This window comes from Desulfomicrobium apsheronum, assembly GCF_900114115.1.
GTDB lineage: Bacteria > Desulfobacterota > Desulfovibrionia > Desulfovibrionales > Desulfomicrobiaceae > Desulfomicrobium > Desulfomicrobium apsheronum.
Map to the genome: position 1 here is coordinate 1 of NZ_FORX01000015.1, position 19,156 is coordinate 19,156.

Annotated in this window: 17 protein-coding genes; 10 read left to right on the plus strand and 7 right to left on the minus strand. The window is 59.3% G+C overall.

From position 1 onward, the window contains the following. The 3 genes from BMZ40_RS13265 to BMZ40_RS13275 form a co-directional block, all read left to right on the plus strand. Window positions 1–235, plus strand: a 235-nt coding sequence (locus BMZ40_RS13265) for a transposase domain-containing protein (protein WP_143075636.1), incomplete at its 5' end; no start/stop codon positions are given. Window positions 236–575: 340 nt separating this feature from the next. Further along, window positions 576–1,676: a redox-regulated ATPase YchF gene (gene ychF, locus BMZ40_RS13270; RefSeq protein WP_092376677.1), complete on the plus strand. Its 1,101-nt coding sequence runs from the start codon at window positions 576–578 to the stop codon at window positions 1,674–1,676. Window positions 1,677–1,685: 9 nt separating this feature from the next. Next, the gene (locus BMZ40_RS13275; protein WP_092376680.1) at window positions 1,686–2,432 is read left to right on the plus strand and encodes an RNA methyltransferase; all 747 of its coding nucleotides are present in this window, start codon (window positions 1,686–1,688) and stop codon (window positions 2,430–2,432) included. A 670-nt stretch (window positions 2,433–3,102) separates the two neighbouring features. Here BMZ40_RS13275 and BMZ40_RS13280 read toward each other — a convergent pair. Continuing rightward, entirely contained in the window at window positions 3,103–3,687 is a 585-nt protein-coding gene (locus tag BMZ40_RS13280; RefSeq protein WP_218143776.1) for a transposase, read from the minus strand. A gap of 351 nt (window positions 3,688–4,038) precedes the next feature. Beyond that, the gene (gene pdxR / locus BMZ40_RS13285) at window positions 4,039–5,493 is read right to left on the minus strand and encodes a MocR-like pyridoxine biosynthesis transcription factor PdxR (protein ID WP_092376683.1); all 1,455 of its coding nucleotides are present in this window, start codon (window positions 5,491–5,493) and stop codon (window positions 4,039–4,041) included. Window positions 5,494–5,604: 111 nt separating this feature from the next. On the opposite strand from pdxR, the gene BMZ40_RS19290 reads away from it, so the two are divergent. Next, window positions 5,605–6,555, plus strand: coding sequence for a DMT family transporter (locus BMZ40_RS19290; RefSeq protein ID WP_177193173.1), 951 nt, complete (start codon window positions 5,605–5,607; stop codon window positions 6,553–6,555). A gap of 72 nt (window positions 6,556–6,627) precedes the next feature. Here the strand turns inward: BMZ40_RS19290 and BMZ40_RS13300 are convergent, their stop codons facing one another. Continuing rightward, a complete protein-coding gene (locus tag BMZ40_RS13300; protein ID WP_092376688.1) occupies window positions 6,628–7,266 on the minus strand; it encodes a hypothetical protein in 639 nt (212 codons plus the stop codon). Between the two features lie 290 nt (window positions 7,267–7,556). After that, on the minus strand, window positions 7,557–7,796 hold the full coding sequence (locus tag BMZ40_RS13305) for a hypothetical protein (RefSeq protein ID WP_092376690.1): 240 nt from the start codon (window positions 7,794–7,796) through the stop codon (window positions 7,557–7,559). A 192-nt stretch (window positions 7,797–7,988) separates the two neighbouring features. Between BMZ40_RS13305 and BMZ40_RS13310 the strand changes: the two genes are divergently transcribed. The 4 genes from BMZ40_RS13310 to BMZ40_RS13325 are packed head-to-tail and all read left to right on the plus strand — an operon-like array spanning window position 7,989 to window position 11,279. Then, a complete protein-coding gene (locus BMZ40_RS13310) occupies window positions 7,989–9,584 on the plus strand; it encodes a peptide chain release factor 3 (protein ID WP_425429365.1) in 1,596 nt (531 codons plus the stop codon). Window positions 9,585–9,600: 16 nt separating this feature from the next. After that, a complete protein-coding gene (locus BMZ40_RS13315; protein WP_092376693.1) occupies window positions 9,601–10,491 on the plus strand; it encodes a zinc dependent phospholipase C family protein in 891 nt (296 codons plus the stop codon). Continuing rightward, window positions 10,463–10,822: a hypothetical protein gene (locus tag BMZ40_RS13320; protein WP_092376696.1), complete on the plus strand. Its 360-nt coding sequence runs from the start codon at window positions 10,463–10,465 to the stop codon at window positions 10,820–10,822. Before BMZ40_RS13315 ends, BMZ40_RS13320 begins: the two co-directional genes overlap by 29 nt. Before the next feature lie 31 nt (window positions 10,823–10,853). After that, window positions 10,854–11,279, plus strand: coding sequence for an FKBP-type peptidyl-prolyl cis-trans isomerase (locus BMZ40_RS13325; RefSeq protein WP_092376698.1), 426 nt, complete (start codon window positions 10,854–10,856; stop codon window positions 11,277–11,279). Between the two features lie 259 nt (window positions 11,280–11,538). Here the strand turns inward: BMZ40_RS13325 and BMZ40_RS13330 are convergent, their stop codons facing one another. Further along, window positions 11,539–13,686, minus strand: coding sequence for a RelA/SpoT family protein (locus tag BMZ40_RS13330; RefSeq protein ID WP_092376701.1), 2,148 nt, complete (start codon window positions 13,684–13,686; stop codon window positions 11,539–11,541). A 506-nt stretch (window positions 13,687–14,192) separates the two neighbouring features. On the opposite strand from BMZ40_RS13330, the gene BMZ40_RS13335 reads away from it, so the two are divergent. Next, the gene (locus BMZ40_RS13335; RefSeq protein WP_092376704.1) at window positions 14,193–17,399 is read left to right on the plus strand and encodes a DEAD/DEAH box helicase; all 3,207 of its coding nucleotides are present in this window, start codon (window positions 14,193–14,195) and stop codon (window positions 17,397–17,399) included. Between the two features lie 57 nt (window positions 17,400–17,456). Continuing rightward, entirely contained in the window at window positions 17,457–17,837 is a 381-nt protein-coding gene (locus tag BMZ40_RS13340) for a DUF2784 domain-containing protein (protein ID WP_092376706.1), read from the plus strand. Window positions 17,838–17,841: 4 nt separating this feature from the next. Here BMZ40_RS13340 and BMZ40_RS13345 read toward each other — a convergent pair whose 3' ends face one another. Both BMZ40_RS13345 and BMZ40_RS13350 read right to left on the minus strand, forming a co-directional pair. After that, window positions 17,842–18,360, minus strand: coding sequence for an NlpC/P60 family protein (locus tag BMZ40_RS13345; protein ID WP_177193174.1), 519 nt, complete (start codon window positions 18,358–18,360; stop codon window positions 17,842–17,844). A 73-nt stretch (window positions 18,361–18,433) separates the two neighbouring features. Further along, the gene (locus tag BMZ40_RS13350) at window positions 18,434–19,153 is read right to left on the minus strand and encodes an NlpC/P60 family protein (protein ID WP_092376711.1); all 720 of its coding nucleotides are present in this window, start codon (window positions 19,151–19,153) and stop codon (window positions 18,434–18,436) included. Between the last annotated feature and the right edge of the window lie 3 nt (window positions 19,154–19,156).

Below are 19,156 nucleotides of genomic sequence, written 5' to 3' on the forward strand. Positions count from 1 at the left end.
CCGTAAGAACTGGCTCTTTGCCGGAGCACCCAAGGGTGCCGACGCCAGCGCCATGCTCTTTTCCTTGGTGGAAACCGCCAAAGCCAACGAGATCGAGCCCCAAGCCTACCTGAAATTCCTTTTCGAACGATTCCCCGCCGCGCAGACCACGGAAGAAATAAAGGCACTCATGCCCCAGCACGTGGACAAATCCCTTCTCCCAAGCCTCCCCAAGCCCAAGCCGCGCAAAAAGTAAAGGCTCCTGCTTCTATCGCAGATCAGGGACGTCCGTGGAAGATGCGGTCGCCTGAGCGCTTACCGCTTTCCCGGCATGTTCCGGCCACAAACGGCAACCCGGCAGGACTGGGCCTCGCAATCTGCCACGCCATATCTCGTCTTGCGTCATGGAAACGATCATATTATGGCTTCGCCACCTCACGCCCGGGCGACCGGCGCAAGAGCGAATCAAAATTATTCCATTCCATTTTCCATTTGCGTTCAGCCTCGCATCTCAAACGGTGGGTTCCCGATCATCGGTGCCCCGCCCGGCGCGTTCTGCGAAGAACTCACATGAATAATGAAATGAAGGAGATATCATGGGACTGAGCATAGGCATCGTGGGCCTGCCCAACGTGGGCAAATCCACCCTCTTCAACGCGCTGACCAAGGCTCAAAACGCCGAAAGCGCCAACTACCCCTTCTGCACCATCGAGCCCAACAAGGCCGTGGTTCCGGTGCCGGACCCGCGTCTGGCCAAGCTGCTGGAACTGGTGGGTTCCCAGAAGATCATCCAGGCCACGGTGGATTTCATCGACATCGCCGGGCTGGTCAAGGGCGCGAGCCAGGGCGAAGGCCTTGGCAACCAGTTCCTGGCCAACATCCGCGAATGCGACGCCATCCTGCACGTAGTGCGCTGCTTCGAAAATGACGACGTCATCCATGTGGACGGGTCCGTGGACCCCATCCGCGACATCGAAGTCATCGACACGGAACTGATCCTGGCCGACCTGCAGGCCGTGGAACGAAAGGCCGAGCGGCTGTCCAAGCAGATCAGGGCCGACAAGCGCCTCGCTCCGCAGCTGGACCTGTTGCAGAGGCTCACGGCCCACCTGAACACGGGCAAGCCCGCCTCGGAAATGGAAGAGCTCAGGAGCGACCTGGGCGCGGAACTGCGCAAGGATCTGCTGCTGATCACGTTCAAGCCGGTCATCTTCGGCATGAACGTGGACGAGGCCGCCCTGGCCGAAGACAACCAGTTCGTGACCAAGGTCCGGGAACTGGCCGCGACCCGCGGAGCCTGCGCCGTGAAAATTTCGGCCCGCATCGAGGAAGAGCTGGTCGGCCTGACTCCAGAGGAAGCGCAGGAATTTCTGGCATCCTACGGAGTCAACGAATCGGGTCTGGATCTGGTCATCCGCACGGGCTATGAAATGCTCGGACTATGCTCCTACTTCACGGCCGGACCCAAGGAAGTGCGAGCCTGGACCATCCACCAGGGCTGCAAGGCTCCCCAAGGCGCAGGCGTGATTCACACGGACTTCGAGCGCGGTTTCATCCGGGCCGAGGTCATCGCCTATAACGACTACGTCAAGCACGGCTCCGAGGCCAAATGCCGCGCCGCCGGAGTGCTGCGGGTCGAAGGCAAGGAATACGTCCTCAAAGACGGCGACGTGGTGCATTTTCTCTTCAACGTCTAGAGAGCCCGGATGCTTGAGAACATCGACGTCATCCTCTGCAGGCCCAAGTTTCCGGAAAATATCGGCTCGGTGGCCCGGGCCTGCCTGAACATGGGCTGCGGCCAGATCGTGCTGGTGAACCCACTGAACTGGGATCTGGACAAAGCCCTGCCCCTGGCCACCCACCATGCCGGGCACCTGCTGAAAAGCGTCCGCATCCATCAGACCCTGGCCGAGGCGCTGGCTCCCTATTCCTTTTCCTACGGCACAACGGCCAGAACAGGCGGATGGCGTCAGGCCATCCAGACGCCCGAGGAGGCGGCCCCGCGCATCGTCGAACAACGTAATGCGGGCGGCAGGGTCGCCATCGTCTTCGGCCCCGAGGACACGGGCCTGACCAACGAGGAAACCGATCTCTGCAACCAGCTCCTGACCATCCCCACCACCGACAACCTGACCTCGCTGAACCTGAGCCAGGCGGTCATGGTCGTGCTCTACGAATGCTTCAAGAAATCCCTGACCAAGCCCTTCAAGGTGGCGGGATACCCCAAGGATCGCTACATCAACATCGAAGAACGGGAAGTCCTCTTCAACCAGCTACGCGAGACCCTGATCGAGATCGATTTCCTGAACAAGGACAATCCCGAATATTTCATGCTCCCCCTGAAGCGCTTCTTCAACCGCATCAACCCGCGCCTGAACGAATACAACCTGCTCATGGGCCTGTGCCGCCAGATGAGAAGAATCGTGGACGTCGCCAAGGGCAGGGGGGCGTAGGGGCGATAAATAGAAGAGGGGGCGGAATCGAAGAGGGACAAAACCGAAGAAAGGGCGAAAGATTTTTCGCCCCTACGCGCATCACACCACCCACACCGCCTGGCCCATGCACGGACGGTAATCAACACATCCGACCAAACAGAAAATCCGCACGATTTCCATACCACCGAAAAATTAACACAATTTCCGTAGGGGCGAAAAATCTTTCGCCCTCCCATTTCCCGCCCCTCCCATTTCCCCCCACAACACATCACACCATCCAATCCGCATCACCCACACAAAACACACCGCCTGGCCCATGCACGGACGGTAATCAACACATCCGACCAAACAGAAAATCCGCACGATTTCCATACCACCGAAAAATTAACACAATTTCCGTAGGGGCGAAAAATCTTTCGCCCTCCCATTTCCCGCCCCTCCCATTTCCCCCCACAACACATCACACCATCCAATCCGCATCACCCACACAAAACACACCGCCCGGCCCATGCACGGACGGTAATCAACACATCCGACCAAACAGAAAATCCGCACGATTTCCATGCCACCGAAAAATTCACACAATTTCCGTAGGGGCGAAAAATCTTTCGCCCTCCCATTTCCCGCCCCTCCCATTTTTTTCGCCCTCCCATTTCCCCCCGCAACACATCACACCATCCAATCCGCATCACAGACGAAACACACCGCCTGGCCCATACCTGCCCGGTGTTTCACGCAATTCCTGGCCTGGATGCAACCTGTCCGTTTCCCATCGGCTGGGATTGGTGGCGATGTATTCCCGGATGCGGTTCAATTCCGTTTCATCGCGGACGATATGTTCCCAATAATTGCGTTGCCATACGTCATGAATGGCCGTGTTGCGCCGCATCCATGCGGTCACGCCGATTTTAAATCCACGCACCACGGAACCAACCGTTTTGGACGTCCCGCGTAACGACAAAAAATTATCCGCCCTTTTTTCCGTCCTCATGGACGCCGGAGAATCGACGATGACCAATATTCCGTGAACATGGTTCGGCATGACCACGAACATATCCAAATCAACATGCTGAAAATGAATCGGAACGGCATTCCAACATTCTTGTGCGACATGGCCCGCATCATTCAACCGCATTTCCCCGTCCACCACGTCCCCAAACAGACAAATCCGGTCCTGTGCACAAATGGTCACGAAATATGCGCCTGGTTGGGAATAATCATAATTTTGTAACCTGATGGATCGGCGACTATGGATCTTGGGGTTGTACGGCATTTTTCCTCCTGCATAATAACGTCGCGAATCAGGCCAAACCCGTTCAAGGGCGGCCACGCGCATTTGGCAACATATCACCATTGCCCAACGTTCAGACACAGGATTTGTGATTACCGAATAGACCAATAATTTACATGATTACCGTAGGGGCGGACCTATGTGTCCGCCCTTCTTCGGACCTATGTGTCCGCCCTTCTTCGGACCTACAGGTCCGCCCATCCCATGCCCCAAGATTGGGCGGACACGTAGGTCCGCCCCTACAAAACCGCGTATTCGTGATCACAATTTCCGTAGGGGCGAAAAATCTTTCGCCCTCCCATCTTTCGCCCTCCCATCTTCCGCCCGACCATTCTACGCCCCGACCATCGCCCTGCCCAACCGCCGGACCCCCTCTTCGATCACGGCCTCCGTGTTGGAGGCAAAATTCAGACGCATGCCGCCCTCCCCATCTGCCGGATCCAGAAAGAAATTTCCCCCCGGCGCGAAGATCACGCCTTCCGCGCAGGCCCTGGGCAGAAGGTCCGAGGCCGTCATGTATTCGGGCAGGCGCAGCCAGATGAACAGCCCCCCCTTGGGCCGCGTCCAGCTCGCGCCGGAGGGCATGTGCCGCTCCAGGGCGGCCAGCATGGCGTCGCGACGCCTGCGGTAGAGCGTGCAGGAGCGTTGCAGGTGGGCGTGATAGCGGCCCACCGAGACGTAGTCGCGCAGGGCCCGCTGAATCAAGTTGCAGGTGGCCAGGTCGTGGCAGCGTTTGGAGCGCAGCAGATGGGCGTAAACCGGGCCGTCGGCCACCACGAAGCCCACGCGCAGGCCAGGAATGAGCATCTTGGAGAAGGTGCTCATGTAGATGACGCGACCGTCTGGATCCAAGGATTTGAGGGTAGGCTGAGCCCGGCCCTCGTAGCGAATGTCGCCGACATAGTCGTCTTCGAGGATGGGCACGTCGAAACGCCCCGCCAGGCTGATGAGCTGCCTGCGGCGCTGGCCGTCCAGACACGCGCCGGTGGGATTGTGAAAATTGGGGATGGTGTAGATGAGGCCCGGCCGATGACGGGACAGGACCGCCTCCAGCTCCCGCATGTCCATGCCTTCCTCGTCCACGCCGACGGTCAGGATGCGCAGGCCCCGGGCGCGGAACACGTCCAGGGCCCCGGCATAGGTCGGGCCTTCGACCACGACGGCCTCGCCGGGCGACAGGATGAGCCCCGTGACCAGGGACAGGGCCTGCTGCGAACCGGCCGTGATCAGGATGCTCTCGGCGTCCGTCTGGATGCCCTGGCTGGCCAGCACCTGGGCCAGGGTGGTGCGCAGTGGGCGGTATCCGGCAATCTCCCCGTACTCCACGGCGGACACCCCGTCCCGGCGCATGACCTGCCCCAGGAGCTTGCGGAACTCGTCCATGGGAAACAGACGCGGGTCGCACGCCCCGCCATCCAGCGCGATCCAGTCCGTTTTTCGGCTGACCTCCGGCAGATAAGCGCTCATGGCCTCGCAGCCTCCGTAAGAAAGGCGTCCCTGCCATGCGGGCCAGCCGCCGGACAGGGGAGGATTCCTGACCTCGCCGGGAGCATGGGGAAGCACGTAGAAACCGCTGCCCTGCCTGGAGGTAATGAGCCCCTCGGCCATGAGTTCGGCGTAGGCACTCTCCACGGTGCCGCGGCTGACTCCCAGATTCGCGGCCAGGGTCCGGACCGCCGGCAGCCGGATGCCCGGGCGCAGATTTTCGGTCAGGATGCTGTTTCGAAAATGCCCGCTGATCTGGACGTAAACGGGCTCCCGGGATTCAGGATCAAGTGCCAGGCGCATTTCTTCCCTCCCGCCAAATTGGACTGGTCCATTTTATTCAAAATTGCCCCTTACAGCGGGGCCAATTTCCAACTAGACCAGCTTCACATTCAGCACAAGAAGGAGCATTCCATGGCCATGTCCCGTTCCGCCCAAGGCTACAGCGCCGCTCTCGCCAGCGCAGTGTTCCTGTCCACGACCTCCATCTTCATCCGCCATCTGGTCATGAATTTCGACATGCCGCCGCTCGTCCTGGCCTGCTGGCGCAACATCATCGTGGTCGCGACCCTGGTGCCTCTCATGCTTCTTTTCGATCGCGGGTTGCTGCGCGTCGGCAAGGCTCACATCCCCTTTCTGGCCATTTTCGGACTGATGCTGGCCGGCTTCAACGGACTGTGGGCCATCTCGGTGGCGCAAAACGGAGCAGCCGTGGCCACGGTCATGGTTTACTGCTCCGTGGCCTACACCGCCATTCTGGGCTGGAAGTTCATGGGCGAGAGTCTTGGAGCGCTCAAATTCACGGCCATAGCCTTGTGTCTTTGCGGGTGCGCGCTCATCAGCGGGGCGCTGAACGCCTCGGCCTGGCAGAGCAATCTGCTGGGAGTCATCGCGGGCCTGCTGACGGGGCTGTGCTACACGGCCTACAGCCTGATGGGCCGGGTGACCTCGACGCGGGGCATCTCGCCCTGGACCACCCTCCTCTACATCTTTGCGTTCGCGGGGGCGTTCCTTTTTCTGGCCAATCTTACCGGCGGATGGGTTCCCGGATCGGCCGTGACGCCCGGGGACATGTTCTGGCTCGGTGCCAGCGTGGAAGGCTGGACCGTGATGATCCTGCTGGGGGCCATCCCCACGGTGGGCGGTTACGGGTTCTACAACGTAAGCCTGTCCCTGTTGGATGCCAGCGTGGCCAACATCATCGTCTCTCTGGAGCCTCTCTTCACCGCCGTCTTCGCCTTCCTCCTGCTGGGCGAAACCCTGACCCCGGTCCAGCTTCTGGGCAGCGCCCTGCTTCTCTCGGGCATGGCGGCGATCAAGCTCGGCGATCTGCGCCGCCCCTTGCCCGTCCCCCAGGAAGCATGAAGCCCCGGGAACAAGCGGGGCTTCATACTGGTCAACATTCCATGAACCAGAAAACGTGAAATCGGCTAAGGGCTAGCGTTCCTCGGCTTCCTTGCGCACCCTGCGGATCAGGTCGGCCATGTTTTTCACATCCGTGACCTTCCAATATCCCTCGGGCTGGAGCCGCAGATCCAGCTGCACCGGATAGCTCCTCTCGCTGCCATGATCGTACACGGTCGCCTGGGCCGTGGCCGTGTCACCCTTGGCCGGATTCACGCGCACGCCGCGCAGCTCCTTGCGGGCAGTGGAAGCGTCGGCAAAGAGGACCGCCAAAAGGCCGCCGTCGGGCAATACCGCCGCCTTCGAAGGTCTTCCGGAGAAATCCCCGGAGGCCACGCCCCGGATCACGAATTTTCTGGTCTCTTCCACGAGCATCATCTTCATGGGCCCGGCAGCCGCCGAACCGGATTCCCGTGACAGACCGCCCGAGAGCATCTCCATGAGCGGATCCCCCTCGCCTCCCGGAGGGTTGGCTGCGTAGTCGGCCACAAAACGGTCCACACCGCGGGTTATGATACCGCGCAGGTCGACATATTTTTCAAGCAGCACGTGATCGTTGCCGTCGATGGCGCGCTGGACATTGGCCAGGCTCATGACCAAAGGTTCCGCCGCCAAGGCGCCGCCCGCCCAAAAGACAAGAATCATTACAATATAGCATCTGCATCGAACCATGGGGTTTTCTCCTTGTGTTGTGTGGCATCTATGCCAAGCACAACCCGGCCGTCCACAACCAAGCACGTCTGAAAACCGGAAAGTCGCCGCCTTGGTCCAAGGCCGACCTTCGGCCATCACATCCAAAATTTCGGGCCCTGCCGCCAACGCAAAGCCATGTAAAAAGCCCCCACACGAAAACCATCGGCGCGGAGGCTTTGATCCCTGCTCTCAAGCAAGGCGCGTGATCGCGCCACGACGGGAACAAAATAAATCAATGAAATCCGGTCATCCCGGCGCTACTCGAAACATCAGGCCTTCTTGACCTCCAGGACATCCTCGAAAAATGCGGTCAGCGCGAAATTCCTGCCGCCGATGTTCACCGTCTCGCTCTGGTTCGGGAACAGTTCGAATGTCGGCTCGAAGCTGCTGCCGATGAAAATCGCCTTGGCTTCACCGTTGCTTTCCCAGCGCACCTCGTTGCCGTCATCCAAAACGAGCAGTTCACCATCGTGCACCCGAACGGGCAGATCTTTTTCTGAATACTGCATTGAGCACCTCCATAACTGGTTGAATGGTCGAACACTATTTTGGGGCAACATACCAGAGCGGGGGGCAGGGTCAAGGGTACATCCGCATTTTCGCCAATTTGAAAGCCACGGCGCGTTCCTTGACTGTTCCCATGATCGCGCCTACTGCCTCCTAGGCCCTGAAGGCAGGGTTACACAGCATTTGGAGAGTCTATGAGCGCACTGGCAAGAGAAATACGACAGAATGTGGAAAAACGCCGCACGTTCGGCATCATCAGTCACCCCGACGCGGGCAAGACGACCCTGACCGAGAAGCTGCTTCTCTTTGGCGGAGCCATCACCTTGGCCGGCACGGTCAAGTCGCGCAAGGCTTCCCGCCACGCGACCTCGGACTGGATGAAAATGGAGCAGGAACGCGGCATCTCCGTGACCACCTCGGTCATGAAGTTCGAATACGGCGGGTACGACATCAACCTGCTCGACACCCCCGGCCACGAAGATTTTTCGGAGGACACCTATCGCGTCCTGACCGCCGTGGACTCCGCCCTGCTGGTCATCGACAGCGCCAAGGGCGTCGAGGCCCAGACCAAGAAACTGATGGACGTCTGCCGCATGCGCAACACGCCCATCATGACCTTCATCAACAAGCTCGACCGCGACGGTCTTGAGCCGCTGGACCTTTTGGCCGACATCGAGGACCACCTGGGCATTGAGTGCGCCCCCTTGAGCTGGCCCATCGGCATGGGCAAGGGATTCAAGGGCACCTACTCCATCCACAAGAAGAAAATCCATCTCTTTTCGGCCACCCACGGGGGGCGCATCCAGCAGGGCGTGGTCATCGACGACGTGAACGACCCCAAGCTCGACGAACTGCTCGGCCTGCAGGCGCAGGATCTGCGCCGGGATCTTGAGCTGCTCGAAGGCGCGGGCAACCCCTTCTCCGTCGAGCGCTATCTGGAAGGCAGCCAGACTCCGGTCTTCTTCGGCAGCGCCATCAACAATTTCGGCGTGCAGGAAATGCTCGACACCTTTGTCGAGCTGGCCCCCTGCCCGCGCCCCCGGGCGACCCTGACCCGCGAGGTCTCACCCTTCGAGGAAGATTTCTCGGGCGTGGTCTTCAAAATCCAGGCGAACATGGACAAGGCCCACCGTGACCGCATCGCCTTCATGCGCATCTGCTCGGGCAAGTACGAAAAGGGCATGAAGATCCGCCACCACCGCATCGGCAAGGACGTGCAGATCTCGAACGCCACCATCTTCATGGCCCAGGACCGCACCGGCGTGGAGGAAGCCTTCGCCGGAGACATCATCGGTCTGCACAATCACGGGACCATCAAGATCGGCGACACCTTCAGCCTGAAGGAAGAGCTCAAGTTCACGGGCATCCCGAGCTTCGCGCCCGAACATTTCCGCAAGGTCATCCTGAAAAGCCCACTCAAGACCAAGCAGTTGCAAAAAGGCCTCCAGCAGCTCGCCGAAGAGGGCGCGGTGCAGGTTTTTCGCCCCACCCTCGGCAACGAGTACATCCTGGGCGCGGTGGGCGTCCTGCAGTTTGACGTGATCATTTCACGCCTTAAAGATGAATATGCCGTTGACGCCATCTACACCCCGGTCAACCTGTCGGCGGCGAGATGGGTGCAAGCGGACGACAAGGCCCTTCTCGAACGTTTCCAGAAGGAGCTTCACGGCTCCCTGGCCACGGATTCCGAAGGCAATCTGGCCCTGCTGGCGGACAGCACCTGGAGACTTGAGTACATCATGGAACAGTGGCCGGACATCACCTTTCACACCACAAGGGAAAAAAACTGAACCCGACTGGCGACACATGGCTTTATTATTCGCTTTTATTCTTCTGATTCTGCTTCCCGGCGAGGCGCTGGCCTGGGGGCCGGGGGTGCACATGGCCATCGGCAACCATGTCCTGACCCATGTGCATCTTCTCGCCCCGGGAGTTGCCGCCGTGCTGACGGCCCATCCAGAGCAGTTCCTGTACGGATGCCTGTCGGCCGACATTTTCATCGGCAAGGGCAGCAAGTTCACCCCTACCCATTCCCACAACTGGGACACGGGCAAGGCGCTCCTGCGCCAGGCCGAAGACGGGAAAGCCCAGGCCTACGCCTATGGTTACCTGTCCCATCTGGCCGCCGACGTCATCGCCCACAACTATCTGGTCCCGAACATGCTCGGCTTCTCCGCAGGCCGGGGCAAGTTCGCCCACACCTACGTGGAGATGCTGGCGGACCTGCAGGTCGAATGGCCGCGCAACCAGGCCTCGCGCATCTTTCGCATCCCGCATCCCGAGGCCGACAATTCCCTGGTACTGACCATGGGACAGAAAAAATTGCCCTTCACCATCAAAAAACGCATCTTCCGTCAAAGCTTGCATCTGGTGGAAGAAAAATCCTACAAACGCTCCCTACGCTTGTTCCGGGGTTTTCTGCCCTTTGCCCGCAAGGAGGCGTTCATCACCGAAGCCATCACCCATGCCCAGGATCTGGTCATGGATCTGCTCAGAAATCCGCAACGCTCGCCGGTGCTGGAGTGCGACCCCATCGGCAGCCAGAACCTGGACCAGGTGCGCAGATTCCAGCGCAAGCAGCGCTCCTATTACAACGCGCGCGGTGAAGGCATCATTTTTCCCATGGACACCCGTCTTGAACCCTGTCTGCAAGATTTCGGAGGCACCGATGACCGATTTTCTCAATTTTCTGCGTGATCAGATCCGGCAAGTGCGGGACATCGAAACCAACGCGCACGACCTGCTGCACAACGCGGGGGACGATGCCGGATATCGCGAAGCCATGCATCGCAAGGCGGAACTGCTGGCCACTCTGTCCACGAATGCGGCCCCTTTTCTGGATGCGCTGAGCCTTGAACGGCGCCCCATGATCGAACACAAGCTGGACATGTTTTCCCAAAGCGCTCGGCGCAGCCTGGACATAGGCAGCGTTTTCTACATGTCCGCGCTGCTCTACCCTGACGACCACAAGCCAGGCGAGCCCAACACCCTCGAGATCTGGCTTGCGGAACTCGAGCGGTCCAAATAAAACCAGCAACCTTAAATCCACAGGAAACATCATGACACTTGCAGCTGGAACCAAAGTACTGGTTCACTACACGGGCACGCTCGACGACGGCACCCAGTTCGACTCCTCCCGGGAACGCGATCCCCTGGAGATCACTCTTGGCCAGGACATGGTCATCCCCGGCTTCGAAAAAGCCATCCTCGATCTTGAGCCCGGCCAGAGCGTCACCGTGACCATCCCGGAAGAAGAGGCCTACGGCCCGCACAACGAGGAAATGGTCATCCGCGTTCCCAAGACGTCCTTTCCCCCGGAGATCGTTCCCACCGTCGGCGAACAGCTGGTGCTGCGCTCCCCCGACGGCAACGAACTCCCGGCCCTCATCGTCGACGTCGATGACGACGAAGCCACCCTGGACGCCAACCACCCCCTGGCCGGATTCGCCCTGACCTTCGAGATCGAGCTGGTCAGCGTAGGCTAAGCGCAGGCAGTACGGACAAAGGGCATGGATTCCCGCCTACCCATGCTGGGCACACGTGCGCGGGAATGACGTCGAGACAGCACGGCGAACACCTCTTCCAAACGACCCAGCAACGCCGTTGTCATTCCCGTGAAGACGGGAATCCATGCCCTTTGTCAGCATTCTCCCGCCCCACCCGGTTCACAGTCCGTCAAAACTCCAAAAAAAAGGGATTTCGAGCTTTTCCCGAAATCCCCCGTCCTGGCCGAACAGCCCGGCCTCAGCCTGCCGAAGTACGCGTAACCTCCTGCACTGCCTCAAGATTCCGCAATTTTTCGATGATGGCGTAAAGCTGGGTCGTGGTCTTGACCTCGATCACGAAATCAAGCTCCGACATCCCGTCCACGGCGGACGTGAACTTGCCTGAATCGATGTTGATGCCTTCCTTGGCCAGAAGCCCGCTGACCAGACCCAGAACGCCGCGTTCGTTCTTGCAGACGACCTTGATCTTGGCCGGTAGAGGCTTGGTTTCCTCCTGACCGCCCCAGCTCACGTCAAGCAGGCGTTCGGGCTCCATGTTCGCCACGTTCGGGCAATCCTGGGTGTGAACCGTCACTCCGAGGCCCCGGCTGATATAGCCCACAATGGGGTCTCCGGGCAACGGATTGCAGCACTGGGCATAGCGGATGAGCACCCCGTCGACGCCCTGGATGCTGATGGAGTCCGGATCCTGGGGCTTGGCCTGAGGCACGGCCGGACCTGCGGGCTTGCGCTCCTCGGTTTTTTGCTCATCTTTGGGCAGAAGCTTCCGGAGCACCTGCCTTGCGGTGATGCGTCCATGACCCACGGCGGAAAAAAGGTCGTCAAGCTGGCGAAAGGAAAACTCCTTGACCACGGGATCGAAATCGCCGCTCTTGATGGCCTTGCCCACATTGATGCCCATGCGCCGGCCTTCCTTCTCCAGAAGCTCCTTGGCCAGCGACAGGCTGCGCGCCCGCTCTTCGGTGCCGATCCAGTGCTTGATGCGCGACCGGGCCTTGCCGGATTTGACGAACTGCAGCCAGTCCCGGCTCGGATTGCGGGAGGCGTCGGTGATGATCTCCACCGTGTCGCCGTTCTTGAGCGGTGTATTCAGCGGAACGATGCGCCCGTTGACCTTGGCCCCGGCGCAGTGGTTACCGACCTCGGTGTGGATCAGATAGGCAAAATCCACGGGCGTGCCGCCTTCGGGCAGTTCCTTGACCTGGCCGCGCGGCGTGAAGACGTAAACCTCGTCCTGGAACAGATCGAGGCTGAGCGTCGACATGAAGTCCCTGGAATCCTTCAGATCTCCCTGCCAGTCCAGAATCTGGCGCAGCCAGCTGAAGCGGTCGGCGTCCTGGGCCTTCTTGCTGCCCCGCTCCTTGTAGGACCAGTGCGCGGCCACGCCGTTCTCGGCCAGCTGGTGCATCTCCTCGGTGCGGATCTGGATCTCGATGCGCTCGCCCTCGGGGCCGATGACCGTCGAGTGCAGACTCTGGTACATGTTGGCCTTGGGCATGGAGATGTAGTCCTTGAACTTGCCCGGCACCGGCCGCCACAGGGAATGCACGAGCCCAAGCACCGTGTAGCACTCCCGCAGATTGTTCACGATGACCCGAAACGCGATCATGTCGAAGATCTGATCAAGGGTCAGCCCGCGCTGCTTCATCTTGTGATAGATGGAATAGATGTGCTTGATGCGGCCCTTGACCCGCCCGTTGATCTCGTTTTCGTGCAGGACGTCCTGGATCATGGCGCTGACCTTGTCGATATAGGCCTGGCCCTGATCCTGGTAACGATTGATGCCTTCGGAAATCTGGGCATACACGTCGGGCTTCATGTACCTCAGGCCATGATTCTCAAGCTGCACCTTGATGCGGTAGAGACCAAGCCTGTTGGCCAGAGGCGCGTAGATGCCGAGGGTTTCCTGGGCAATGGCGCGCTGCTTGTATTCCTTCTGGAATTCAAGGGTGGATATGTTGTGCAGGCGGTCGGCGAGCTTGACCAGGATGACCCGGATATCGTCGGCCATGGCCAGGATCATCTTGCGGATGTTTTCGGCCTGGGCCTGCTCCTTGGACTCGAAGTTCATCTTGCTGATCTTGGTCACGCCCTCGACGATGGCACCGACCTCGGGTCCGAAAAGCTCGACGATCTGCGGGATGGAGGCATCAGTGTCCTCCACCGTGTCGTGCAGCAATCCGGCGACGATGGTTGCCGCATCAAGTCGCAAATCCACAAGAATATTGCTTACTTCCAGAGGATGGGACAAATAGGGTTCGCCGGAAAGCCGGATTTGGCCGGCATGGGCGGCAGCGGAAAAGACATAAGCCTTCTGGATGAGCGCCACGTCCAGCGGGGAGAGATATGTGGACGCCTGGTCCAGAATGTCGGTAATGCGAATCATGTTTTTTCCTGTAGGCCCGGGGATATGGAACCAAATCCAGCTTGAAATTGGCCTTCAGACCTTAAAATGTCAACTTCTCTTTGGCGCTCCTCCCCAGAGACGGCCGCAAAGGGCACCAGCCCCCGGGAGCCCTGGCAGGGCAAGCGCAATGCCGCCCGAAGGGTCGATGGCTGCATCCTTGAAAAATAACTCCAGCCACATTTTTGCCAACTTGGGTAGACATACAGATGGATAATCAGTTTGAAATATGTCATACGTTTTTATCCAAAGAAGATGTCAATTCCACCCTTCCCGGTCCGAATTCTCGCGAGAACTGGGCACGTTAGCGCTCTGCGGATAATCTTCAAAAAGATCTTTCTCAAATTGTCACAGCTCTTGATAAAGAATTGTGATTTGTTTAAATGGTTCAATTGTGCCGTGCCGTGCTTAGCGTCCAAAGCTCCAAAAGTGACGGCAGGCCTGATATATCACCGCCCAAGGCGGTTTTACGGAGATAAACCCAAAAGATGTCCCATTCCGACGAAGCACGCATCCAACGCATCGTGCATAACTTTTTGTCTGACAATATTCCCGAACACATCCGCGACGGGGCCCAATATCTCATTGCCGACGGTGGCATACAAAAAATCGACATCCGCCGCGAAGAGGAATCCTGGGATGTGGAAGGTCAGATCCAGGGAGATGATTTCCAGACCTATTCCTCGGAACTGGGCATCAACCTCGACCAGGGCACCGTCCATTCCTATTGCAACTGCCAGGATTCGTTCTCCGGCATCTGTCGCCACGTAGCGGCCACGGCCCTGGGCCTTCTCTCCAAGCTCGACGTCAAGCGCGAGGTGGAGTCCCAGCCCATCAAGTCCGAATGGAAACAGAGCTTCCGCTATTTCTTTTCCACCGCCCTTGAGCCGGAACCGGGCCATCATTATTTCATATATCGCTTCTTCGCCGAGACCGGGCGTTTGCAGGTCGAATTTTTCCGCGCCCGGCAGAACAAATCGGGGTTGTCCACGGTCCAGAACCCCGTGACCCTGGAACAGATCATCCGCAACCCGGACTGGTGCGAAATATCTCCGGAACTGCCCAAAGTGGCTGAACAGATCGGCCAGTATCTCGACTATTACGGCCACAGGGTCGAGATTCCCTTCGGGCTCATGACCTGGTTCTTCTGGGCCATCAAGAACGAATACTACCAGTTGTGGGAAGAATCCGAGCAGCCGGTGCGCATCGAAAGCACGCCCATGCGCCTGCAGCTGCGGCCGAAGTTCACCGACGAAGGCCTGTCGTTCGACATCATGCTTGGACGCGAGGGCAAGGTGCCCTTCTCCATCCTGAACCAGAACGTGTCCTTTTACGGCCATCTGCCTCTTTGGGTCTGCCTCAAGCACAGCTTCTACCCGGTGCAGACGGGCCTGCGCCCGAGCCTGATCCAGGAGCTCGTAATCTCGCCCCCGATCATCCCGCACGCGGACATTTCCGAATTCCTGGACCGCGTCTGGACCCAAATTCCGGCCTCGGACCTGCACGGCCAGGAAGAGTTCCTGGAACGCATGCAGCCCATTTTCGTGCCCGCGAACTACAACCCGAAGCTCTTCCTGAACGAGGAAGGCAGCCTGCTCACCCTTGAGATCCAGAACATCTACGAGACCGAGCACGGCGACATCTCCCTGCCCGGCCCGAACCAGGACCTGCAGACCGGCAGCTACCAGTTCGAGGGCAAATCCTTCCTGATCCGCCGCGACCAGGAGGAGGAAGAGGCGCTTCTGACCACGCTCATGGACATGAACTTCCAGCCCAGAAGCAGCGCCATCTGGTTCCTGGAGCCCGAAGAGGCCATCACCTTCCTGCTCGATGCCTACCCGAAACTGGTCGAGGCCTACCGGGTCTACGGCGAGAAGGATCTGGCACGCTACAAGGTCCGCCTGACCCCGCCCAACGTGGTGGCCACGGTGGAGACGCAGGAAGAGGACAAGTGGTTCAACCTGGAGATAAACGTCGAGTACGACGACATCTCCGTCCCTATAGACAAGATCTGGAAAGCCTGGACCCAGGGCAAGCGCTATGTGCAGCTCAAGGACGGCTCCTACACCAGCCTGCCCGAGTCGTGGCTTGAAAAGCTCGGCCACAAGCTCATCGCCCTCGGCCTTGATCCGGAAAAACCGCCCAAGAAGCGTTTCGAGAACTTCGAGGCCCCGGTCCTGGACAAGATCCTCGAAGACATCCCCGAGACCACGTCCGACGGATTCTGGGATACCCTGCGCGACAAGATCAACGACTTCCAGGAGATCAAGCAGGTCGAAAAGCCCAAGGGCCTGGACGCGACCCTGCGCCCCTACCAGTTGCAGGGCGTGAGCTACCTGAACTTTCTGCGCGAATACCACTTCGGCGGCATCCTGGCCGACGAGATGGGCCTGGGCAAGACCATCCAGACCCTGACCTTCCTGCAGTACATGAAGGAACAGGGGCACAAGGGCCCCAACCTGATCATCGTGCCCACCTCGGTCCTGCCCAACTGGGAACGCGAGGCTCAAAAATTCGTGCCGGACATGAAACGTCTGGTCATCTATGGCGCGCGCCGGGAAAACCTGTTCAAGAAGATCGAGTCCTCGGAACTGATCATAACCACCTATGCGCTGCTGCGCCGGGATCTGGACGAACTGCTCAAATTCGAGTTCAACGCCGTCATCCTGGACGAGGCCCAGAACATCAAGAACCCGAACACCATCACTGCCAGAAGCGTGCGCAAGATGCAGGCGCGCTTCCGCCTGTGCCTGTCGGGCACGCCCATCGAGAACACGCTCCTTGAGCTGTGGTCCCTGTTCGAGTTCCTCATGCCCGGCTTCCTGGGCTCCCAGGCATCCTTCCAGAAGGGTTTCGTCAAGCCCATAAAAGACGGCGACGACGACAGCCTCGGCTACCTCAAGGCGCGGGTCAAACCCTTCATCCTGCGCCGGACCAAAAACGAGGTCGCCAAGGATCTGCCGCCCAAGATCGAAAACATCTACTACTCCGCCCTGTTGGACGATCAGCGCGATCTGTATTCGGCCCTGGCCAAGAAGCTCAAGGAGCAGGTCCTGCAGGACGTGGACGAGAAGGGCATCGGCCAGAGCCAGATCTCCATCCTTGATGCGCTCCTGAAGCTGCGTCAGATCTGCTGCCACCCGAGGCTCCTGAAGCTCGACATGCCCGGCTTCAACGCCAACCTGTCTTCCGGCAAGTTCGAGGCCTTCAAGGACCTCGTGACCTCCATCATCGACGACGGCCACAAGGTGCTCGTCTTCTCGCAGTTTGTGCAGATGCTGCATATCATCCGCAACTGGCTGCACATGGTCGAGATCCCCTTCTGCTACCTCGACGGAACCTCCAAGGACCGCTTCGAGCAGGTGGACAAGTTCAACAACACGCCCGAGATCCCCATCTTCCTGATCTCGCTCAAGGCGGGCGGCACGGGTCTGAACCTGACCTCGGCCGACTACGTCATCCACTACGACCCGTGGTGGAACCCGGCCGTGGAAGACCAGGCCACCGACCGCACGCACCGCATCGGTCAGACCCGCCAGGTCTTCGCCTACAAGATGATCTGCGAGAACACGGTCGAGGAGAAGATCCTGAAGCTTCAGGAATCCAAGAAAGGCATCGCCGACTCGATCATCCCAGGTCAGTCGGCCTGGAAGAGCCTGACCAGATCCGACCTGGAAATGCTCTTCGAAATCTAGACAACCTGAGGGGAAAGGCACGCGTCCTTTCCCCTCTTTTCATTCGGGCAAGGCTCCATGGCCCATCTTCTTGCCGCCAACGCGGTGCTCATCCTGCACCTTCTCTTCATCTGCCTGGTTATGCTCGGTGGTCTGGCCGTGCCCAGATACCCGCGCTTCGCCTTCGTTCATGTCCCGACGGCGATCTGGGGCGTTCTGGTCGAAGCCTTTGGCTGGTACTGTCCGTTGACGGATCTGGAAAATGCGCTGCTGCGCCGGGCGGGAGAGGAAGGCTATGGCGGAGGATTCGTGGAGCGCTACCTGCTCGCGATGATCTACCCTGACGGACTGACCCGCGAAACGCAGATGCTGCTGGCCGGGATGGTCGTGCTGGTCAACGTGGCCGTATATGGGTGGGTGCTGAAGAAAAGAGCGAAGCACAAGCAGACGCGAAAATGACCGGTCAGGACAGGACGCGCTGTACCCGCCTGAGTCTCGGCCACCAATAGGCGTCGAGGGTTGAGAGAATAACCCCCCGGCTCGCCGAGGCATGCAGAAAGGTTCTGTCCGCGACAAGCACGCCGATGTGATCACCGCCCTTGTCCGTGAAATACACCAGATCCCCTGGCCGCATCTGCCTGGTTTCGACGCGTTGTCCCATCCGGCTCTGATCACGCGAGGTGCGGGGCAGTTCCACCTGAAACGCCTCCCTGAAAATCGCCTGCATCAGTCCCGAACAATCCACCCCCTGACGGTCCGTGCCGCCGATGCGATGGCGCACGCCTTTCCAGGCTCTGAACTGGGAGAGCAATATGTCGGAAACCGTGGGGGTGAAGGTGTCCTGCGGAGGCGGGATCACGGGGGTTTGGATCATGGTCTTGGGAGCGCAACCGGTTCCCATGAAAAGCAGGCACAAAAAAAACAGCCCGCAGAGGTCGAGGGGCATCCGGCCCGACAATGATCGAAGCTTGAGGGACTTCATATGATGGTGCTTCCTGTACCGCGCCATGCAATTGAAACAAAGTGCCGGCCAGGACATTCGCGTACGCCTGGGCTCAGCCGCCGTTGTATCGGGGAATGGCCATTTCGTTGCAATCCAGGATGCGGCGGACGCGCTTCAGACGAGGGGTCCAATACCCATCGAATTTGGACAGGACCACGCCTTTCTTGCGCGAGGCGTGCATGAACTCGCTTTCATTCACGGCCACACCGACATGCTTGCGGCCGCGATCAATGAAATAGAGCAGATCACCGGGCTGGATTTCATCGCGGGGCACGGCCTCGCCCAATTTGGCCTGCTCACTGGACGTGCGGGGCAAATCCATTTCAAAGGCGTCCTTGAAGACCGCCTGAACCAGCGCCGAGCAGTCAATGCCACGATAGTCAGTCCCGCCCATGCGATAGCGCACTCCGCGCCAATCTTCGTACTGGGCCAGAACAATGTCCCCGATGGAAGGGACCGGCTCAATGTCACCGGTATCGACCAAGGAAGAGAAGTCGGCGGATTCATCCGGGGCCGACGTGGAAAAATAATCGTTGTCGCGGGAGAAAAGAATCGAATAATCGAATTCGCGGTGACGGGCAGGCTGGTCTTCATCCCGACGCATTTGCGAATATGCCAGTGAATCCTGCATGGCTGCGGAAAGGTCTGCGGTGGAGTCAACCTGCTTGGACGAGCATCCGCCCAAGGACCAGAAAACAAAGAGGATAAGCGCAAATCCAGGCAAAGCCGAAAACTCTCTACGGGGGCCTTGCCCACCTTGCGGAAAATCCATAGC